The following is a 17274-nucleotide window of genomic DNA, read 5'->3' on the forward strand; positions in this document are numbered from 1 at the left end:
GATGTAGTTAGAGCGGGCCTCTTCGCGAGCAGGCTCGCTCCCACATTGGAATGCATTTCAAATGTGGGAGTGAGCCTGCTCGCGAAGACGGCAGCCAAAACAACACAAATGTCAGGATGTGACTATGACCAGCACCGCCCAGCACAGTCAGGTTGTACAAAAGCAATTCGGTGAACAGGCCGCCGCCTACCTGAGCAGCGCCGTTCACGCGCAAGGTACCGAATTCGCACTGCTACAAGCTGAACTGGCAGGGCAGGGCGACGCCCGGTTGCTGGACCTGGGGTGTGGCGCCGGGCATGTGAGTTTTCACGTGGCGCCGCTGGTCAGGGAAGTGGTCGCCTATGACCTGTCGCAGCAGATGCTCGACGTCGTGGCGGCTGCTGCCGTCGATCGCGGCATGAGCAATATCGCCACGGTCAACGGGGCCGCCGAGCGTCTGCCGTTTGCCGATGGCGAATTCGATTTCGTGTTCAGCCGTTATTCGGCGCATCACTGGAGCGATCTCGGTGTGGCCCTGCGCGAAGTACGCCGGGTGCTGAAGCCGGGCGGTGTGGCGGCGTTCGTCGATGTGTTGTCGCCGGGCAGCCCGTTGTTCGACACTTACCTGCAAAGCGTCGAAGTGCTGCGCGACACCAGCCATGTGCGCGATTATTCTGCCGGCGAGTGGTTGCGGCAGGTCAGTGAGGCGGGTTTGCATACGCGTAGCACTGCGCGCCAACGTCTGCGTCTGGAGTTCAGCAGTTGGGTCGAGCGCATGCGCACACCTGAAGTGATGCGCGCCGCGATCCGCCAGTTGCAGCAGTCGATGGGCAACGAAGTACGCGAATATTTCGAGATCGAAGCCGATGGCTCGTTCAGTACAGATGTGATCGTGCTCTGGGCTGAAAAACAGTTCTAGAACGACAAGAATTTTTCCGGGTGCGTCCGTTGATGGCGCACCGACTGAAGACACGAGGAAAGCATGAGCAAGCAGATTCTGATTCTCCCAGGCGACGGTATTGGTCCGGAAATCATGGCCGAAGCGGTCAAGGTGCTGGAATTGGCCAACGACAAGTACAGCCTGGGTTTCGAGCTGAGCCATGACGTGATCGGTGGCGCGGCCATCGACAAGCACGGCGTGCCACTGGCCGACGAAACCCTCGACCGTGCCCGCGCTGCCGATGCAGTGCTGCTGGGCGCTGTCGGTGGCCCGAAATGGGACACCATCGAGCGTGACATCCGCCCTGAGCGCGGTCTGCTGAAAATCCGTGCGCAACTGGGCCTGTTCGGCAATCTGCGTCCGGCGATCCTGTACCCGCAACTGGCCGATGCTTCGAGCCTGAAGCCGGAAATCGTTGCCGGCCTGGACATCCTGATCGTCCGTGAGCTGACCGGCGGTATCTACTTCGGCGCGCCGCGCGGCACCCGTACGCTGGAAAACGGCGAGCGTCAGGCCTACGACACCCTGCCATACAGCGAAAGCGAGATCCGCCGCATCGCCCGTGTCGGTTTCGACATGGCCATGGTGCGTGGCAAGAAGCTGTGCTCGGTGGACAAGGCCAACGTGCTGGCTTCCAGCCAACTGTGGCGTGAAGTGGTCGAGCAGGTTGCTAAAGATTATCCAGAAGTCGAACTGAGCCATATGTACGTCGACAACGCCGCCATGCAACTGGTGCGCGCACCGAAGCAGTTCGACGTGATCGTCACCGACAACCTGTTCGGCGACATCCTCTCCGACGAAGCGTCGATGCTTACCGGTTCCATCGGCATGCTGCCGTCGGCCTCGCTCGACTCCAATAACAAGGGCATGTACGAGCCTTGCCACGGTTCGGCGCCGGACATTGCCGGCAAGGGCATTGCCAACCCGTTGGCGACCATTTTGTCGGTGTCGATGATGCTGCGTTACAGCTTCAATCTGCATGACGCGGCCGATGCCATCGAGAAAGCCGTCAGCGTGGTTCTGGATCAGGGCCTGCGCACCGGCGACATCTATTCGGCCGGTTGCACCAAAGTCGGTACGCAGGAAATGGGCGACGCAGTAGTCGCCGCGCTGCGGAATCTGTAATCTCTCGGGCCCGCTGCGAAATTCAATACAAAGCAGCGGCCCACTTTTCAAGAAGGTGTAGTTGCGATGAAACGTGTAGGTCTGATCGGTTGGCGCGGTATGGTCGGTTCCGTGCTCATGCAGCGGATGCTGGAAGAGCAGGATTTCGATCTTATCGAGCCGGTGTTTTTCACCACTTCCAATGTCGGTGGCCAAGGCCCGTCCGTGGGCAAGGACATTGCTCCGCTCAAGGACGCTTACAGCATTGAAGAGCTGAAGACCCTCGACGTGATCCTGACCTGCCAGGGCGGCGACTACACCAGCGAAGTGTTCCCCAAGCTGCGCGAAGCCGGCTGGCAGGGTTACTGGATCGACGCGGCTTCCAGCCTGCGCATGAACGATGACGCGGTCATCATTCTTGATCCGGTCAACCGCAAGGTCATCGACCAGCAGCTGGATGCGGGCACCAGGAACTACATCGGCGGCAATTGCACCGTCAGCCTGATGCTGATGGGCCTGGGCGGTCTGTTCGAGGCTGGTCTGGTCGAGTGGATGAGCGCCATGACGTATCAGGCGGCCTCCGGTGCTGGCGCGCAGAACATGCGTGAACTGATCAAGCAAATGGGCGCGACCCATGCCGCTGTTGCCGAGCAACTGGCCGATCCTGCCAGCGCGATCCTCGACATCGACCGTCGTGTAGCCGATGCCATGCGCAGCGAAGCCTACCCGACCGAAAACTTCGGCGTACCGTTGGCCGGCAGCCTGATCCCATGGATCGACAAGGAACTGCCGAACGGCCAGAGCCGCGAAGAGTGGAAGGCCCAGGCCGAGACCAACAAGATTCTCGGTCGCTTCAAGAGCCCGATCCCGGTCGACGGCATCTGCGTGCGCATCGGCGCCATGCGTTGCCACAGCCAGGCGCTGACCATCAAGCTGAACAAGGACGTACCGATCGCCGACATCGAAGGGCTGATCAGCCAGCACAACCCTTGGGTCAAACTGGTACCAAATCAGCGCGAGATCAGCATGCAGGAGCTGAGCCCGACCAAAGTCACCGGCACCCTGAATGTTCCGGTCGGTCGTCTGCGCAAGCTGAACATGGGCACCCAGTATCTGGGCGCCTTCACCGTCGGCGACCAACTGCTGTGGGGCGCGGCCGAACCGCTGCGTCGCATGCTGCGGATTTTGCTTGAGCGTTGATCGTTTGAAGCAATGAAAAACCCGCGCCTTGCTAGAGGCGCGGGTTTTTTTATGCTTCAGAGTTCTCGATTGCCTGATTTGGCGCCTTCGCGAGCAGGCTCGCTCCCACCTTTGGAATGCATTCACCTGTGGGAGCGAGCCTGCTCGCGAAGGGGGCGTTATAGGCGCCACAAATCCCCGGCAGAAATTGCCTGTGCGCCAGTCACCCGGTAAAGTGCCGCTCCCCCCGTTTCGCCAGAGGCCGCACCATGACCCAGACCCTTGATATTGCCGTGATCGGCGCCACCGGTACTGTCGGCGAAACCCTCGTACAGATTCTTGAAGAGCGTAATTTCCCGATCGGCAACCTGCACCTGTTGGCCAGCAGCGAATCCGCCGGCAGCTCGGTGCTGTTCCGTAACAAGAACGTGCGCGTGCGTGAGGTCGACGAATTCGATTTCAGCAAGGTCAAACTGGTGTTCTTCGCCGCCGGTCCAGCCATCACCCTGAGCTACGCCGCCCGCGCCCACGCCGCTGGTTGCTCGCTGATCGACCTGTCCGGCGCCTTGCCGGCCGATCAGGCGCCGCAAGTGGTGCCGGAAGCCAATGCTGATGTGCTCGCCGGCTTGAAAGCGCCATTCCAGGTCAGCAGCCCGAGCCCGTCGGCGACCACGCTTACCGTGGTGCTCGCGCCGTTGCTCGATCTGATCGATCTGCAATACGTCAACGTCACCGCCAACCTGGCCGTTTCCGCCCAGGGTCGTGAAGCCGTCGCCGAGCTGGCACGCCAGACCGCCGAGCTGCTGAACATGCGCCCGTTGGAGCCCAAGTTTTTTGATCGGCAGATGGCGTTCAACCTGCTGGCCCAGGTCGGCACGCCGGACGCGCAGGGCCATACGCTGCTGGAAAAACGCCTGGTGCGTGAGTTGCGTCAGGTGCTGGCACAGCCTTTATTAAAGATTTCCGCAAGTTGCGTTCAAGCCCCGGTGTTTTTTGGCGATAGCCTTAGCGTGACCTTGCAGTCAGCGCAGGCCGTCGACCTGAAAAAGGTCAATGCTGCGCTGGAAGCAGCGTCGGGCATTGAACTGGTCGATGCGGGTGATTACCCGACGGCAGTCGGAGACGCGGTGGGGCAGGACGTGGTCTATGTCGGTCGTGTTCGCAGTGGTGTCGATGACCCGGCGGAACTTAATCTGTGGCTGACGTCAGATAACGTGCGCAAAGGCGCAGCACTCAATGCTGTGCAGGTTGCCGAGTTGTTGATAAAAGACCTGCTGTAAAAGATACTTGGCAACAATTTGTCGACTGATTCTAGCTGGGCGCTATGCTTGGCCGAAGCAGTTGATAACGTGTCACCCTCCGGGACTTTCCGGGGCATCAAAGAAATGATCGCGCGCGGCAGTCTGTCGTCGTCGCGCGCAATGCCTTACGGCAGCGATATTCAACATCTTCTCGCTGGCCGAGGAACGTTCAAACAAAGGATGAGGCTATGGTTCAAGTTCGCAAACTGGTGTTAGCAATAGCGGCCGCCTCGGCGCTGTCCTCCGGTATGGCGCATGCCCTCGGGCTCGGGGAGCTGACCCTGAAGTCGACCCTGAACCAGCCGCTGGTGGCTGAAATCGAGCTGCTCGACGTCAAGGATCTCACCGCTGCCGAAGTGGTGCCGAGCCTGGCCTCGCCGGAAGACTTTGCCAAGGCCGGCGTCGACCGCCAGGCCTTCCTCAATGATCTGACGTTCACCCCCGTACTCAACGCCAGCGGCAAAAGCGTGCTGCGCGTGACCTCGAGCAAGCCACTGTCGGAACCGATGGTGAAATTCCTCGTCCAGGTGATGTGGCCGAATGGCCGCTTGTTGCGCGATTACAGCGTACTGCTGGATCCGTCGAAGTTTTCGCCGCAGACCGCTGACGCCGCTGCGCAACCGGCGCCGTCGCAAACCATCACTGCACCGACCACCGGCGCCACACACCCGACGCAATACACCACCACCCCGCGTGACACCTTGTGGGAAATTGCGGCGAAGGCCCGTAACGGCGGTTCGGTGCAGCAGACGATGCTGGCCATTCAGGCGTTGAACCCGGATGCGTTTATCGGCGGCAACATCAATCGCCTGAAAGTCGGCCAGGTCCTGCGTCTTCCGGATTCGGTGCAAAGCACTGCGCTGCCACAGTCGGCGGCCATCGCTGAAGTCGCAGCACAAAACGAAGCCTGGCGTCAGGGTCGTCGTTATGTGGCCAAACCTGGCACCGGTCAGCAGCAACTTGATGCGACCAACCGTGGTCGCGGCAATACGGGCGCTGCGCCTGACGCGCAAGACAACCTGAGCCTGGTTTCTGCTGAAAGCGCCAAGGCGCGCGGCAAAGGCCCGGCGGGCGACGCCAAGGCCCTGAGCGACAAGCTCGCGGTCACTCAGGAAAACCTCGACACGACCCTTCGTGACAACGAGGAACTGAAAAGCCGCATGACCGATCTGCAAAGTCAGCTGGACAAGCTGCAACGTCTGATCGAGTTGAAGAACAATCAATTGGCGAAGATGCAGGCCGAAGGGGCGGGCGCTGCTCCAGACGCTAATCCGGCGGTGCCTGCGATCACTGCCGAGTTGGCCGCCACACCGCCAGCGACACCGGCAGAAGCAGCTCCGACACCAGAGTCCGCCATTGCACCGCCGGCCGAGACGCCAGTTGAGCCAGTGGTCGAGCCGGTGGTCGAGCCGGTGGTCGAAACCACACCTGTCGCCGATGACGAAAAAACCTTTAACGAACTGCTGACCAATCCGATCTTGCTGGGTCTGGTCGGTGGCGGTGCCGTGGTCTTGCTGTTGTTGCTGTTGCTGCTGGCCCGTCGCCGCAAAGCCCAGCAGGAAGCCGAGAAGCATGTGCGCATGGCCCGCGCCCTGGCTGAGGAACAAGAGTTCTCCGCCGAGCAGGATCTGCCGGAAAGCAGCTTCGAAGGTCTGGAAACCCCAGCCGCGAGCGTCAAACTCAACACTCCGGCACCAGCGCCAGTAGTCGCCCCGATTGTGGCACCAATCGTCATGGCCGAGCCAATCGCTGCGCCGCTGGTTGCCCCGGCAGGCGAGCGCTCCGATGACGTCCTCGACAAGGCTCAATCGCACATCAACGCCGGGCGTCTGAATCAGGCTGCTGCGTTGCTGGAAGAGGGCATCAGTCTTGAGCCGCAGCGCAGTGATCTGCGTCTGAAGCTGATGGAAGTCTATGGTCAGCAGGGTGATCGCGATGCTTTCGTAGGCCAGGAGCGTCAGTTGGTGGCCAATGGCGACAACTTCGCCAAGGTCGAAGAGCTGAAAAGCCGTTTCCCGGCCATGGCAGTAGCGGTTGCCGGTGGTTTGGCCGCCGCCGCCATTGCAGCGGAGCTGGACGCCCAGTACGTCAAGGAATTGCTGCTGGATGAGCCCGAAACGCCTGAGCCGTCGCCAGCAACGGACGATCTGGACAGCGCGTTCGACCTGAGTCTGGACGATCTCGACAACATCACTCCGGTGGAACCGGCGCCAATCGTTGAACCCGAAGCGCCTGTCGAACTGGACGAGTTCCCGTCGGACGACGATCTGAGCTTTGAATCGGTGCTGCAACAGCAGACCGACATCAAAGAGAATCTGGATGATCTGTCGGATTTCGACCTGGATCTGGACCTTGGCGCAGAGCCGGCTCCTGCTCCAGCACCGTTGGCCGATGATGACTTCCTGCTGGATCTGGATGACGGCGTGAAGGATTTGTCGCCGGTAGAGCCACCGGTCGTCGCCGATTTGCCGCAGGATGACCTGGAGCTGCCAGCCGATTTCGACCTGTCGCTGGCTGACGAGATGGACTCCAACCCGGCGGGCGAGCCTGATGCATTTGCCGCCGAGCTGGATGACGTCAACGCCGAGCTGGATCGCCTGTCGCAGAGCATCGCCGAGCCGACGTTCACCGAGGCCGATGCGGCGCTGGGTGATGATTTGGGTGAAGACGATTTCGACTTCCTCGCGGGCACCGACGAAGCAGCCACCAAACTTGATCTGGCCCAGGCCTACATCGACATGGGCGACAGCGACGGTGCGCGCGACATCCTCAACGAAGTGTTGACCGAGGGTGACGAGAAGCAACGCGGCGAAGCCAAGGACATGCTCTCGAGCCTGTAGTAGTTTCAGTTGTAAACAAAAACGGCAGCCCAAGAGGCTGCCGTTTTTGTTTGGCTCACTGGATCAAGAGATCGCAGCCTTCGGCAGCTCCTACAGGAAAACGCCGATTCTTGTGTAGGAGCTGCCGAAGGCTGCGATCTTTTGATCTTGAGGCCTTATAATGCCGGCCTTTGCAAAAACAGCAGGCTGTCCCACCTTGGCAAACATAGATAACCCGGTCGCCGAAATGGCCCCCGACGGCTTTTACCGCGTTGCGCTGGGCGTTGAATACAAAGGCTCGCGCTACAGTGGCTGGCAGCGTCAGTTAACCGGAGTGGCAACGGTGCAGGAAGCGCTTGAAAAAGCCTTGTCGAAGGTCGCCAACGCGCCCGTTTCCTTGCAGTGCGCCGGGCGTACCGATGCGGGTGTGCATGCCTGCGGACAAGTGGTGCATTTCGACACGCAGGTCGACCGCTCGCTGAAGGCCTGGGTAATGGGCGCCAACATCAACCTGCCTCACGACATCAGTGTCAGTTGGGCGCGGGTGATGCCGGCGCATTTCCATGCGCGGTTCAAGGCCATCGCCCGGCGCTATCGTTATGTGATCTACAACGATCAGATTCGCCCGGCCCATCTCAATGAAGAAATCACCTGGAATCACCGTCCGCTGGACGCTGAGCGAATGGCCGAAGCCGCGCAGTATCTGATTGGCACCCACGATTTCAGTGCGTTTCGTGCCGGCCAGTGCCAGGCGAAATCGCCGATCAAGAAGATGCATCACCTGCGCGTGACACGTCACGGCAAGATGATTGTGCTCGACATCCGCGCCAACGCATTCCTGCACCACATGGTGCGCAACATCGCCGGCGTCCTGATGACCATCGGCGCTGGCGAGCGGCCGGTCGAGTGGATGAAGGAAGTGCTGGAAAGTCGCGAGCGCCGGTCTGGCGGCGTGACAGCGCATCCTTACGGCCTGTATCTGGTGCAAGTCGAGTACCACGACGAATTTCCGCTGCCCGAGCGTTTTATCGGTCCACATTTCCTTACGGGTTTCTCCGAACTTGACGGCTGACGCCCTCGAACGCTTTTGTTACCATCCGGGACTTTCCCGGATTCTGCCTCGGAGTTTTTCTCGATATGTCAGCCGTTCGCAGCAAGATCTGCGGCATTACCCGCATAGAAGATGCGCTGGCCGCCGTCGAAGCCGGGGCTGATGCGATCGGATTCGTGTTTTACGCCAAAAGTCCGCGCGCAGTATCGGTGCAGCAAGCACGGGAAATCATCAAGGCCTTGCCGCCGTTTGTGACCACCGTGGGCCTTTTCGTCAATGCCAGCCGTTGCGAGTTGGGGGAAATCCTCGATGCCGTGCCGCTGGATCTGTTGCAGTTCCATGGCGACGAAACCGCCGAAGAGTGCGAAGGCTGGCATCGTCCTTACATCAAGGCGCTGCGGGTCAAGGCCGGTGATGACATTGCCGCGGCTGTCGATGCTTACCCAAGTGCCAGTGGCGTACTGCTCGATACCTACGTCGAAGGCGTGCCCGGCGGAACCGGCGAGGCGTTCGACTGGTCATTGATTCCGCAAGGTTTGAGCAAGCCGCTGATTCTGGCGGGTGGATTGACCCCGGAAAACGTCGCAGGCGCCGTGGCTCGGGTAAAACCCTACGCAGTCGACGTCAGCGGTGGGGTCGAGGCGAGCAAAGGCATCAAGGATCACGCAAAAGTTCAGGCGTTCATCGGCGCCGTCAGGGGCATTTAGGCCTGTGCATGATGTGACGGCTGGCACACTGCCGCCGTCCACAGCTTGGTAGAAAAGAGGCTGAGGGTTTTTGGGTTGTACGAAGGTCAGTTTTTCTGACCCGGCCATCCTTGATCATCGCCACACATGAATTTAGCTCAAGGGCATACACGGGGCTGCGAACCAGAGCGTTCGGGCCGCCGGTACTGGAGAAAGAAAGCATGAGCAACTGGTTAGTAGACAAACTGATCCCTTCGATCATGCGCTCGGAGGTCAAGAAGAGCTCGGTGCCTGAAGGTCTGTGGCACAAATGCCCGTCCTGTGAGGCTGTGCTTTATCGTCCGGAGCTGGAAAAGACCCTGGACGTTTGCCCGAAGTGCAACCACCACATGCGCATCGGCGCACGTGCGCGCATCGACATCTTCCTTGATGCCGAAGGTCGCAACGAACTGGGCGCCGATCTGGAACCTGTTGACCGTCTGAAATTCCGTGACGGCAAGAAGTACAAGGATCGCCTGACCGCTGCGCAGAAGCAGACCGGCGAAAAAGACGCGTTGATTTCCGTCAGCGGCACCCTGCTGGGCATGCCGGTAGTGGTTTCGGCGTTTGAATTCAGCTTCATGGGCGGTTCCATGGGTGCCATCGTCGGCGAGCGTTTTGTACGCGCTGCCAACTACGCGCTGGAAAACCGCTGCCCGATGATCTGCTTCGCCGCTTCCGGTGGTGCGCGCATGCAGGAAGCCCTGATCTCGCTGATGCAGATGGCCAAGACCTCGGCCGTGCTGGCGCGTCTGCGCGAAGAAGGCATTCCGTTCATCTCGGTGCTGACTGATCCGGTTTACGGTGGTGTTTCCGCCAGTCTGGCAATGCTCGGCGACGTGATTGTTGGCGAGCCTAAGGCCCTGATCGGCTTCGCCGGTCCGCGCGTTATCGAGCAAACCGTGCGCGAGAAACTGCCGGAAGGCTTCCAGCGCAGCGAATTCCTGCTGGAGCACGGTGCGATCGACATGATCATCCACCGTCAGGAACTGCGTCCGCGTCTGGGTAACCTGCTGGCACAAATGACGGGTAAGCCAACGCCGACATTCGTTGCTGCGCCAATCGAGCCGATCGTCGTTCCGCCGGTGCCTGCCAACATATGACCGAGCGCACCCTTGGCGAGTGGCTCGCCTACCTTGAGCAGTTGCATCCGTCGGCCATCGACATGGGTCTGGAGCGTTCGCAACAGGTAGCGTCCCGCATGGGGCTGGGCCAGCCGGCGCCTCGGGTGATCACGGTCACCGGCACCAACGGCAAGGGTTCGACCTGCGCCTTCGTGGCTTCATTGCTGCGGGCGCAGGGCTTGAGCGTTGGTGTCTACAATTCTCCGCACCTGCTGCGTTACAACGAGCGGGTGCAGCTCAATGGCGTCGAAGCCACTGACGCACAGCTGTGCGAAGCCTTCGCTGCGGTCGAGGCCGGGCGCGGCGAAACCTCCCTGACTTACTTTGAAATGGGCACCCTGGCGGCGTTCTGGCTGTTTCAGCAGGCCGGGCTCGACGCTGTGGTGCTGGAAGTCGGTCTTGGCGGGCGTCTGGATACGGTCAACGTGGTGGACGCCGATATCGCGCTGGTCACCAGCATTGGTGTCGATCATGCAGATTATCTGGGTGATACTCGCGAATCCGTAGCCTTCGAGAAGGCCGGGATCTTCCGTCAGGGCAAGCCTGCGCTGTGCGGCGACCTCAATCCTCCGCAACCGTTGCTCGACAAGGCGCGCGAACTGGCGTGCCCGTTCTCCTTGCGTGGGCGCGATTTCGATCTCGGCATCACTGACCACAACTGGCAGTGGCGCGGTACCGATGCGCAGGGCCAGGTCGTCGAGCTGCATGATTTGCCGCTGCTTGATCTGCCGATGGAAAACGCCGCGCTGGCGTTGCAGGCGTATCTGCTGCTCGGTTTGCCGTGGAATGCACAGCAGATTGTGGCGGCCTTGCAGGCGACACGTGTTGTCGGGCGTCTGGATCGCCGTTCCTTCGAATGGAATGGCAAGCGCCTGAATCTGTTGCTGGATGTTGGCCATAACCCGCACGCGGCGGAGTATCTGGCTCGCCGTCTGGCCTCGCGACCACCGGTCGGCAAGCGTCTGGCGGTGTTTGGTCTGTTGGCGGACAAGGATCTGGATGGTGTTGTCAGCGAGTTGAATGCTAGTGTCGAACACTGGGCAGTAGCGCCGTTGGGTTCACCGCGTGCGCGCCCTGTTGCGCAATTGCAGGCGGCATTGCAGAACCTTGGCGCGTCGGTCACGTCTTACGACAGTGTTGCCGCCGCACTTGAAGGGCAGTGCGCCGTCGCAACTAGCGACGATGAGATTCTGTTGTTTGGATCATTTTATTGTGTCGCCGAGGCCCTTGAATGGTTGGCCCGGCACTCCACGGAGGAAGCGGCAAATGGCTTTGCTGGATAAAGCGTACAAACAGCGCATGGTCGGTGCCCTGGTGCTGGTGGCGCTGGCGGTGATTTTCCTGCCGATGCTGTTTTCCCGTCAGGACGAACAGCGTCAGGTGACCGTCGAGACCCCGGCTGCCCCGTCTGCGCCTGCCGTGCCGCAAGTGCAGTTGGAACCGGTCGCCGTTCCCGAGCCGCAAACCTTGCCGCAAGAGCCCGTGCCAAGCGATGACGAAATCGCCGAGCAAGTCGCGCCTTCTGCGCCGATCGCCGCGGCACCTGTTGTGCCGGCTCAGATAGCCAAGCCTGCCGCGCCGCCGCCGGTGTCCAAGCCGATTCCTGCGCCTGCCCAGCCGATAGCTTCAGCGACGACCAAGCCTGATACCACTCAGAGCCGTGTCGACGCCAATGGTCTGTCGGTAAGCTGGTCGGTGCAACTGGCCAGCCTGTCGAGCCGCGCCAGCGCCGAGAGTCTGCAGAAAACTCTGCGCAGCCAGGGCTACAACGCTTACATCCGTTCCGCCGATGGCAAGAATCGGGTGTTCGTCGGCCCGCTGATCGAGCGCGCCGAAGCCGATCGTCTGCGTGATCTTTTGAGTCGTCAGCAGAAGCTCAAGGGCTTTGTCGTACGCTTCCAGCCCGAGCGTGGCTAGGATCTATCGATTCGATTGAAATGCACTGAAAATCGCAGCTTACCGACAGCCATGCGCTCTGCTAAAATGCGCCGCCTTATCCGTCTGTAGGCTGCACTGTGCCATTTACCTGGGTTGACTGGGCGATCGTTGCAATCATCGCCATCTCCGCATTGATCAGTTTGAGCCGCGGCTTCGTCAAAGAAGCATTATCGCTGGTGACCTGGATCATCGCAGGAGTCGTAGCCTGGATGTTCGGTGGTTCATTGTCCGAGTACCTCGCCGGATACATCGAAACCCCATCGGCTCGCGTGATCGCGGGCTGTGCCATCATGTTTGTCGCCACGCTGATCGTGGGCGCAATGATCAATTATCTTATCGGCGAGTTGGTTCGCGTCACCGGGTTGTCCGGGACCGACCGCTTTCTGGGAATGGCCTTCGGCGCGGCGCGTGGCGTGTTGCTGGTGGTCGTCGCAGTCGGGCTGTTGAGCCTGGGGCCGGTACAGCAGGACGGGTGGTGGAAAGAGTCACAGCTCGTGCCAAAATTTCTATTGGTCGCCGACTGGTCCAAGAACCTGATTCTTGGGTGGAGCAGTCAGTGGCTTGCCAGCGGAATCAGCGTACCCGCTGAAATTCCGTTCAAGGAACAGCTCTTGCCGTCGGCCAAAACGCCGCAGTGAGTGTTGTTCAGTTCAGATCCATTAAGTAGGGGTTGCGTCGCATGTGTGGCATCGTCGGTATCGTCGGTAAGTCGAACGTCAATCAGGCGCTGTATGACGCGCTAACCGTGCTCCAGCACCGCGGCCAGGACGCTGCCGGTATCGTGACCAGCCATGATGGCCGGTTGTTCTTGCGCAAGGACAATGGCCTGGTGCGTGACGTGTTTCATCAGCGTCACATGCAACGCCTGGTCGGCCATATGGGTATCGGCCACGTCCGTTATCCAACCGCGGGCAGCTCGACTTCGGCCGAAGCCCAGCCGTTTTATGTCAACTCGCCTTACGGCATTACACTGGCGCATAACGGTAACCTGACCAACGTTGAGCAGTTGGCCAAAGAAATCTACGAATCCGATCTGCGTCACGTCAACACCAGTTCCGACTCGGAAGTGCTGCTCAACGTGTTCGCCCACGAGCTGGCCCAGCGCGGCAAGCTGCAACCGACCGAAGAAGACGTGTTTGCTGCCGTGACCGACGTGCACAACCGTTGCGTCGGCGGTTACGCAGTAGTGGCCATGGTGACCGGTTACGGCATCGTTGGTTTCCGTGACCCGCACGGCATCCGCCCGATCGTGTTCGGTCAGCGTCACACTGACGAAGGCGTCGAGTACATGATCGCCTCGGAAAGTGTCTCCCTGGACGTGCTCGGTTTCACCCTGATTCGCGACCTGGCGCCGGGCGAAGCGGTCTACATCACTGAAGAGGGCAAGCTGCACACCCGTCAGTGCGCGACCAGCCCGTCCCTGACACCGTGCATCTTCGAGCACGTCTATCTGGCGCGTCCGGACTCGATCATCGACGGCGTGTCGGTCTACAAGGCGCGCCTGCGCATGGGCGAGAAGCTCGCCGAGAAGATCCTGCGTGAGCGTCCTGAACACGACATCGACGTGGTCATCCCGATTCCGGACACCAGTCGCACCGCTGCGCTGGAGCTGGCTAATCACTTGGGCGTGAAATTCCGCGAAGGTTTCGTCAAGAACCGTTACATCGGCCGCACCTTCATCATGCCGGGCCAGGCTGCCCGCAAGAAATCGGTACGCCAGAAGCTCAACGCCATCGAGCTGGAGTTCCGCGGCAAGAACGTGATGCTGGTTGACGACTCGATCGTTCGCGGTACCACCTGCAAGCAGATCATCCAGATGGCCCGCGAAGCCGGCGCGAAAAACGTCTACTTCTGCTCGGCCGCCCCTGCGGTGCGCTTCCCGAACGTCTACGGCATCGACATGCCAAGCGCCCATGAACTGATCGCCCACAACCGTTCGACTCAGGACGTGGCTGATCTGATCGGTGCTGACTGGCTGATCTATCAGGACTTGCCTGACTTGATCGAAGCGGTCGGCGGCGGCAAGATCAAGATCGAAAACTTCGATTGCGCAGTGTTCGACGGCAAGTACGTGACGGGCGACGTCGACGAGGCTTATCTGGACAAGATCGAACAGGCACGCAACGATGCCTCGAAGGTCAAGACCCAGGCGGTCAGTGCGATCATCGATCTGTACAACAACTGAGTTTCTACCGGCCCTGAGGGGCCGGTTTTGTATCTGGCAAAAGACTTTTTATTTATCGAGAACAGGCAAGGAGTGACAGCATGAGTCAGGAATGGGATGCCGGTCGTTTGGATAGCGACCTCGAAGGCGTAGCGTTCGATACCCTGGCCGTACGTGCCGGTCAGCACCGTACGCCGGAAGGCGAACACGGTGATCCGATGTTCTTCACCTCAAGCTACGTGTTCCGCACTGCCGCCGACGCAGCAGCACGGTTTGCTGGCGAAGTGCCGGGCAACGTTTACTCGCGCTACACCAACCCGACTGTGCGCGCGTTCGAAGAGCGCATTGCTGCGCTGGAAAGCGCCGAGCAAGCTGTCGCGACGGCGACCGGCATGGCCGCGATCATGGCGGTGGTAATGAGCCTGTGCAGCGCCGGCGATCACGTGCTGGTCTCGCGCAGCGTGTTCGGTTCGACCATCAGCCTGTTCGAAAAGTATTTCAAGCGTTTCGGCGTCGAAGTCGACTATGTGCCGCTGGCAGAGCTGCCGGCGTGGGATGCGGCGATCAAGCCAAACACCAAGCTGCTCTTCGTCGAGTCGCCATCCAATCCGCTGGCTGAGCTGGTGGACATCACCGCCCTGGCGGAAATTGCGCACGCCAAAGGCGCGATGCTGGTGGTCGACAACTGCTTCTGCACACCTGCGTTGCAGCAGCCGCTGAAGCTCGGTGCGGACATCGTCGTGCACTCGGCGACCAAGTTCATCGATGGCCAGGGCCGTTGCATGGGCGGCGTGGTCGCCGGTCGCAGCGAGCAGATGAAGGAAGTCGTCGGTTTCCTGCGTACCGCCGGGCCAACGTTGAGCCCGTTCAACGCGTGGATCTTCCTCAAAGGTCTGGAAACCCTGAACCTGCGGATGAAGGCGCACTGTGCCAACGCCCAGCAACTGGCCGAATGGCTGGAGCAGCAGGACGGTATCGAGAAGGTTCATTACGCCGGCCTCAAGAGCCATCCACAGCATGAGCTTGCTCAGCGTCAGCAGAAGGGCTTTGGTGCGGTGGTGAGTTTTGAGGTCAAGGGCGGTAAAGAGGGCGCGTGGCGCTTTATCGATGCCACCCGGTTGATTTCGATCACCGCCAACCTCGGTGATAGCAAAACCACCATCACCCACCCGAGCACCACTTCCCACGGCCGTCTGGCGCCGCAGGAGCGTGAAGCAGCGGGTATTCGTGACAGCCTGATCCGTGTCGCAGTGGGTCTGGAAGACGTGGCCGACCTGCAAGCCGACCTGGCGCGCGGTCTGGCGGCGCTGTGATCGAATTGTCCACTGCGAAAGCCGGTACCCATGGCCGCGTTGCACTGGTCACGGGGGCCGCGCGCGGCATTGGTCTGGGCATCGCCGCGTGGCTGATCAGCGAAGGCTGGCAAGTGGTGCTGACCGATCTCGATCGTGCGCGGGGTTCGAAAGTGGCGAAGGTGCTGGGCGAGCACGCCTGGTTCATCGCCATGGACGTTGCGGATGAAGGTCAGGTGGCGCTTGGTGTGGCCGAGGTGTTGGGGCAGTTTGGTCGGCTCGATGCGCTGGTGTGCAACGCGGCGGTGGCTGATCCCCACAACATCACGCTGGAAAGCCTTGATCTGGCCTACTGGAATCGGGTGCTGGCAGTGAATCTCAGCGGGCCGATGCTACTGGCCAAGCATTGCGCGCCGTATCTGCGGGCGCACAATGGCTCGATCGTCAATCTGGCGTCGACCCGTGCCGGACAGTCCGAACCTGATACCGAGGCATATGCGGCGAGCAAGGGTGGGTTGTTGGCCCTCACTCACGCGTTGGCCATCAGTCTCGGGCCGGAGATTCGGGTCAACGCCGTCAGCCCGGGCTGGATTGATGCGCGGGACCCGTTTGCACGCCGTGCCGAGCCGTTGACCGATTCCGATCACGCTCAGCATCCGGCGGGCAGGGTGGGCACGGTTGAGGATGTCGCGGCGATGGTCGCGTGGCTGCTGTCGAGGAATGCCGGGTTTGTCACCGGGCAGGAATTCGTCGTTGACGGCGGCATGACCAAGAAGATGATTTACAAGCAGTGAAGGGCAGCTTCGAGCTTCAAGCTGCCAGTCAAAGCACAACAGTGAAGTGACTGCGGTATGTGTTCTTGCTTTTGCTTGCTGCTCGACACTTGTCGCTAAAAGCGGTTTTTGAAAAAAACTTCAATCCTGCTATTGACTTAGGTTCGCTACCTGCGTAAATTTCGCGGCCTCGGAGATGCAAACGGGTGATTAGCTCAGCTGGGAGAGCGTCTGCCTTACAAGCAGAATGTCGGCGGTTCGATCCCGTCATCACCCACCACTTCCGGGTAACTTGCGAAAGCAAGAGGGTAGGCTGAAAGTGCCTGCACCGACGCGCAGCGGTAGTTCAGTCGGTTAGAATACCGGCCTGTCACGCCGGGGGTCGCGGGTTCGAGTCCCGTCCGCTGCGCCATATTTAACGAGTCAGACGTTGTCTGGTTCGCGATTGAAAAGCACCGAAGCTTTCAATCAAAACGAGTTACTTGAGCGCAAGCTCAAAGCGATACGCAGCGGTAGTTCAGTCGGTTAGAATACCGGCCTGTCACGCCGGGGGTCGCGGGTTCGAGTCCCGTCCGCTGCGCCATATCTGCTTCGAGGCCCACTGAACGCCTTGAAGCACCGAAAGCAGCCATTGGCTGGTTCGGAATCGATAGCAAAGACCCTGGTCGAAAGACCGGGGTTTTTTGTGTCTGAAATTTGACCCTCCGCTTTTCTTCCTGTCTTCCACCATCCTGTGCCCAATACAAATCCCCGTGGGAGCGAGCCTGCTCGCGAAGGCGTCGGCACATTCAAAATTTGCATCCGCCGCAAGAATGCTTTCGCGAGCGCCTAGACATGCACAGTTATCTCTACGGGTTTGCTGCGCTGCCACGTCGCATTGATTTT

14 protein-coding genes and 3 tRNA genes are annotated in these 17274 nt (G+C 60.3%); all 17 read left to right on the forward strand.

Annotated features, from left to right (window positions below; all coding sequences use genetic code 11):
• Positions 1–124 precede the first annotated feature (124 nt).
• Positions 125–898 (forward strand): class I SAM-dependent methyltransferase, encoded by a 774-nt coding sequence (locus JJD74_RS13720; protein ID WP_200614658.1) that lies wholly within the window; start codon positions 125–127, stop codon positions 896–898.
• Positions 899–961: 63 nt separating this feature from the next.
• On the forward strand, positions 962–2044 hold the full coding sequence (gene leuB / locus JJD74_RS13725) for a 3-isopropylmalate dehydrogenase (protein ID WP_042558606.1): 1083 nt from the start codon (positions 962–964) through the stop codon (positions 2042–2044).
• Between the two features lie 66 nt (positions 2045–2110).
• Positions 2111–3223, forward strand: coding sequence for an aspartate-semialdehyde dehydrogenase (gene asd, locus JJD74_RS13730; RefSeq protein WP_200614660.1), 1113 nt, complete (start codon positions 2111–2113; stop codon positions 3221–3223).
• Between the two features lie 248 nt (positions 3224–3471).
• Complete coding sequence (locus tag JJD74_RS13735; protein WP_200614662.1) at positions 3472–4482, forward strand: aspartate-semialdehyde dehydrogenase; 1011 nt, start codon at positions 3472–3474, stop codon at positions 4480–4482.
• 209 nt (positions 4483–4691) lie between these two features.
• Entirely contained in the window at positions 4692–7343 is a 2652-nt protein-coding gene (locus JJD74_RS13740) for a FimV/HubP family polar landmark protein (protein ID WP_200614664.1), read from the forward strand.
• 226 nt (positions 7344–7569) lie between these two features.
• The gene (truA, locus tag JJD74_RS13745; RefSeq protein ID WP_042558610.1) at positions 7570–8394 is read left to right on the forward strand and encodes a tRNA pseudouridine(38-40) synthase TruA; all 825 of its coding nucleotides are present in this window, start codon (positions 7570–7572) and stop codon (positions 8392–8394) included.
• A 65-nt stretch (positions 8395–8459) separates the two neighbouring features.
• Positions 8460–9080 carry a phosphoribosylanthranilate isomerase gene (locus JJD74_RS13750; RefSeq protein WP_042558611.1) on the forward strand — a complete coding sequence of 207 codons (621 nt, stop codon included), beginning with the start codon at positions 8460–8462 and terminating at the stop codon, positions 9078–9080.
• Between the two features lie 200 nt (positions 9081–9280).
• On the forward strand, positions 9281–10201 hold the full coding sequence (gene accD / locus JJD74_RS13755) for an acetyl-CoA carboxylase, carboxyltransferase subunit beta (protein WP_042558612.1): 921 nt from the start codon (positions 9281–9283) through the stop codon (positions 10199–10201).
• Entirely contained in the window at positions 10198–11505 is a 1308-nt protein-coding gene (gene folC / locus JJD74_RS13760; RefSeq protein WP_200614667.1) for a bifunctional tetrahydrofolate synthase/dihydrofolate synthase, read from the forward strand. The genes accD and folC overlap by 4 nt, the downstream gene beginning before the upstream one ends.
• A complete protein-coding gene (locus JJD74_RS13765; RefSeq protein WP_200614669.1) occupies positions 11489–12139 on the forward strand; it encodes an SPOR domain-containing protein in 651 nt (216 codons plus the stop codon). The genes folC and JJD74_RS13765 overlap by 17 nt, the downstream gene beginning before the upstream one ends.
• A gap of 98 nt (positions 12140–12237) precedes the next feature.
• A complete protein-coding gene (locus JJD74_RS13770) occupies positions 12238–12798 on the forward strand; it encodes a CvpA family protein (protein WP_042558615.1) in 561 nt (186 codons plus the stop codon).
• A 41-nt stretch (positions 12799–12839) separates the two neighbouring features.
• Positions 12840–14345: an amidophosphoribosyltransferase gene (gene purF / locus JJD74_RS13775; RefSeq protein WP_042558616.1), complete on the forward strand. Its 1506-nt coding sequence runs from the start codon at positions 12840–12842 to the stop codon at positions 14343–14345.
• A gap of 80 nt (positions 14346–14425) precedes the next feature.
• A complete protein-coding gene (locus JJD74_RS13780; RefSeq protein ID WP_200614671.1) occupies positions 14426–15637 on the forward strand; it encodes an O-succinylhomoserine sulfhydrylase in 1212 nt (403 codons plus the stop codon).
• The gene (locus JJD74_RS13785; RefSeq protein ID WP_200614673.1) at positions 15634–16410 is read left to right on the forward strand and encodes an SDR family oxidoreductase; all 777 of its coding nucleotides are present in this window, start codon (positions 15634–15636) and stop codon (positions 16408–16410) included. The genes JJD74_RS13780 and JJD74_RS13785 overlap by 4 nt, the downstream gene beginning before the upstream one ends.
• A 183-nt stretch (positions 16411–16593) precedes the next feature.
• Positions 16594–16669: transfer RNA gene (locus JJD74_RS13790), tRNA-Val, on the forward strand.
• Between the two features lie 55 nt (positions 16670–16724).
• Positions 16725–16801: transfer RNA gene (locus JJD74_RS13795), tRNA-Asp, on the forward strand.
• Positions 16802–16895: 94 nt separating this feature from the next.
• A tRNA-Asp gene (locus tag JJD74_RS13800) sits at positions 16896–16972 on the forward strand.
• Positions 16973–17274 lie beyond the last annotated feature (302 nt).

Source organism: Pseudomonas sp. MF6776, from assembly GCF_016613125.1.
In the GTDB taxonomy this organism is placed as follows: Bacteria; Pseudomonadota; Gammaproteobacteria; order Pseudomonadales; family Pseudomonadaceae; genus Aquipseudomonas; species Aquipseudomonas iridis.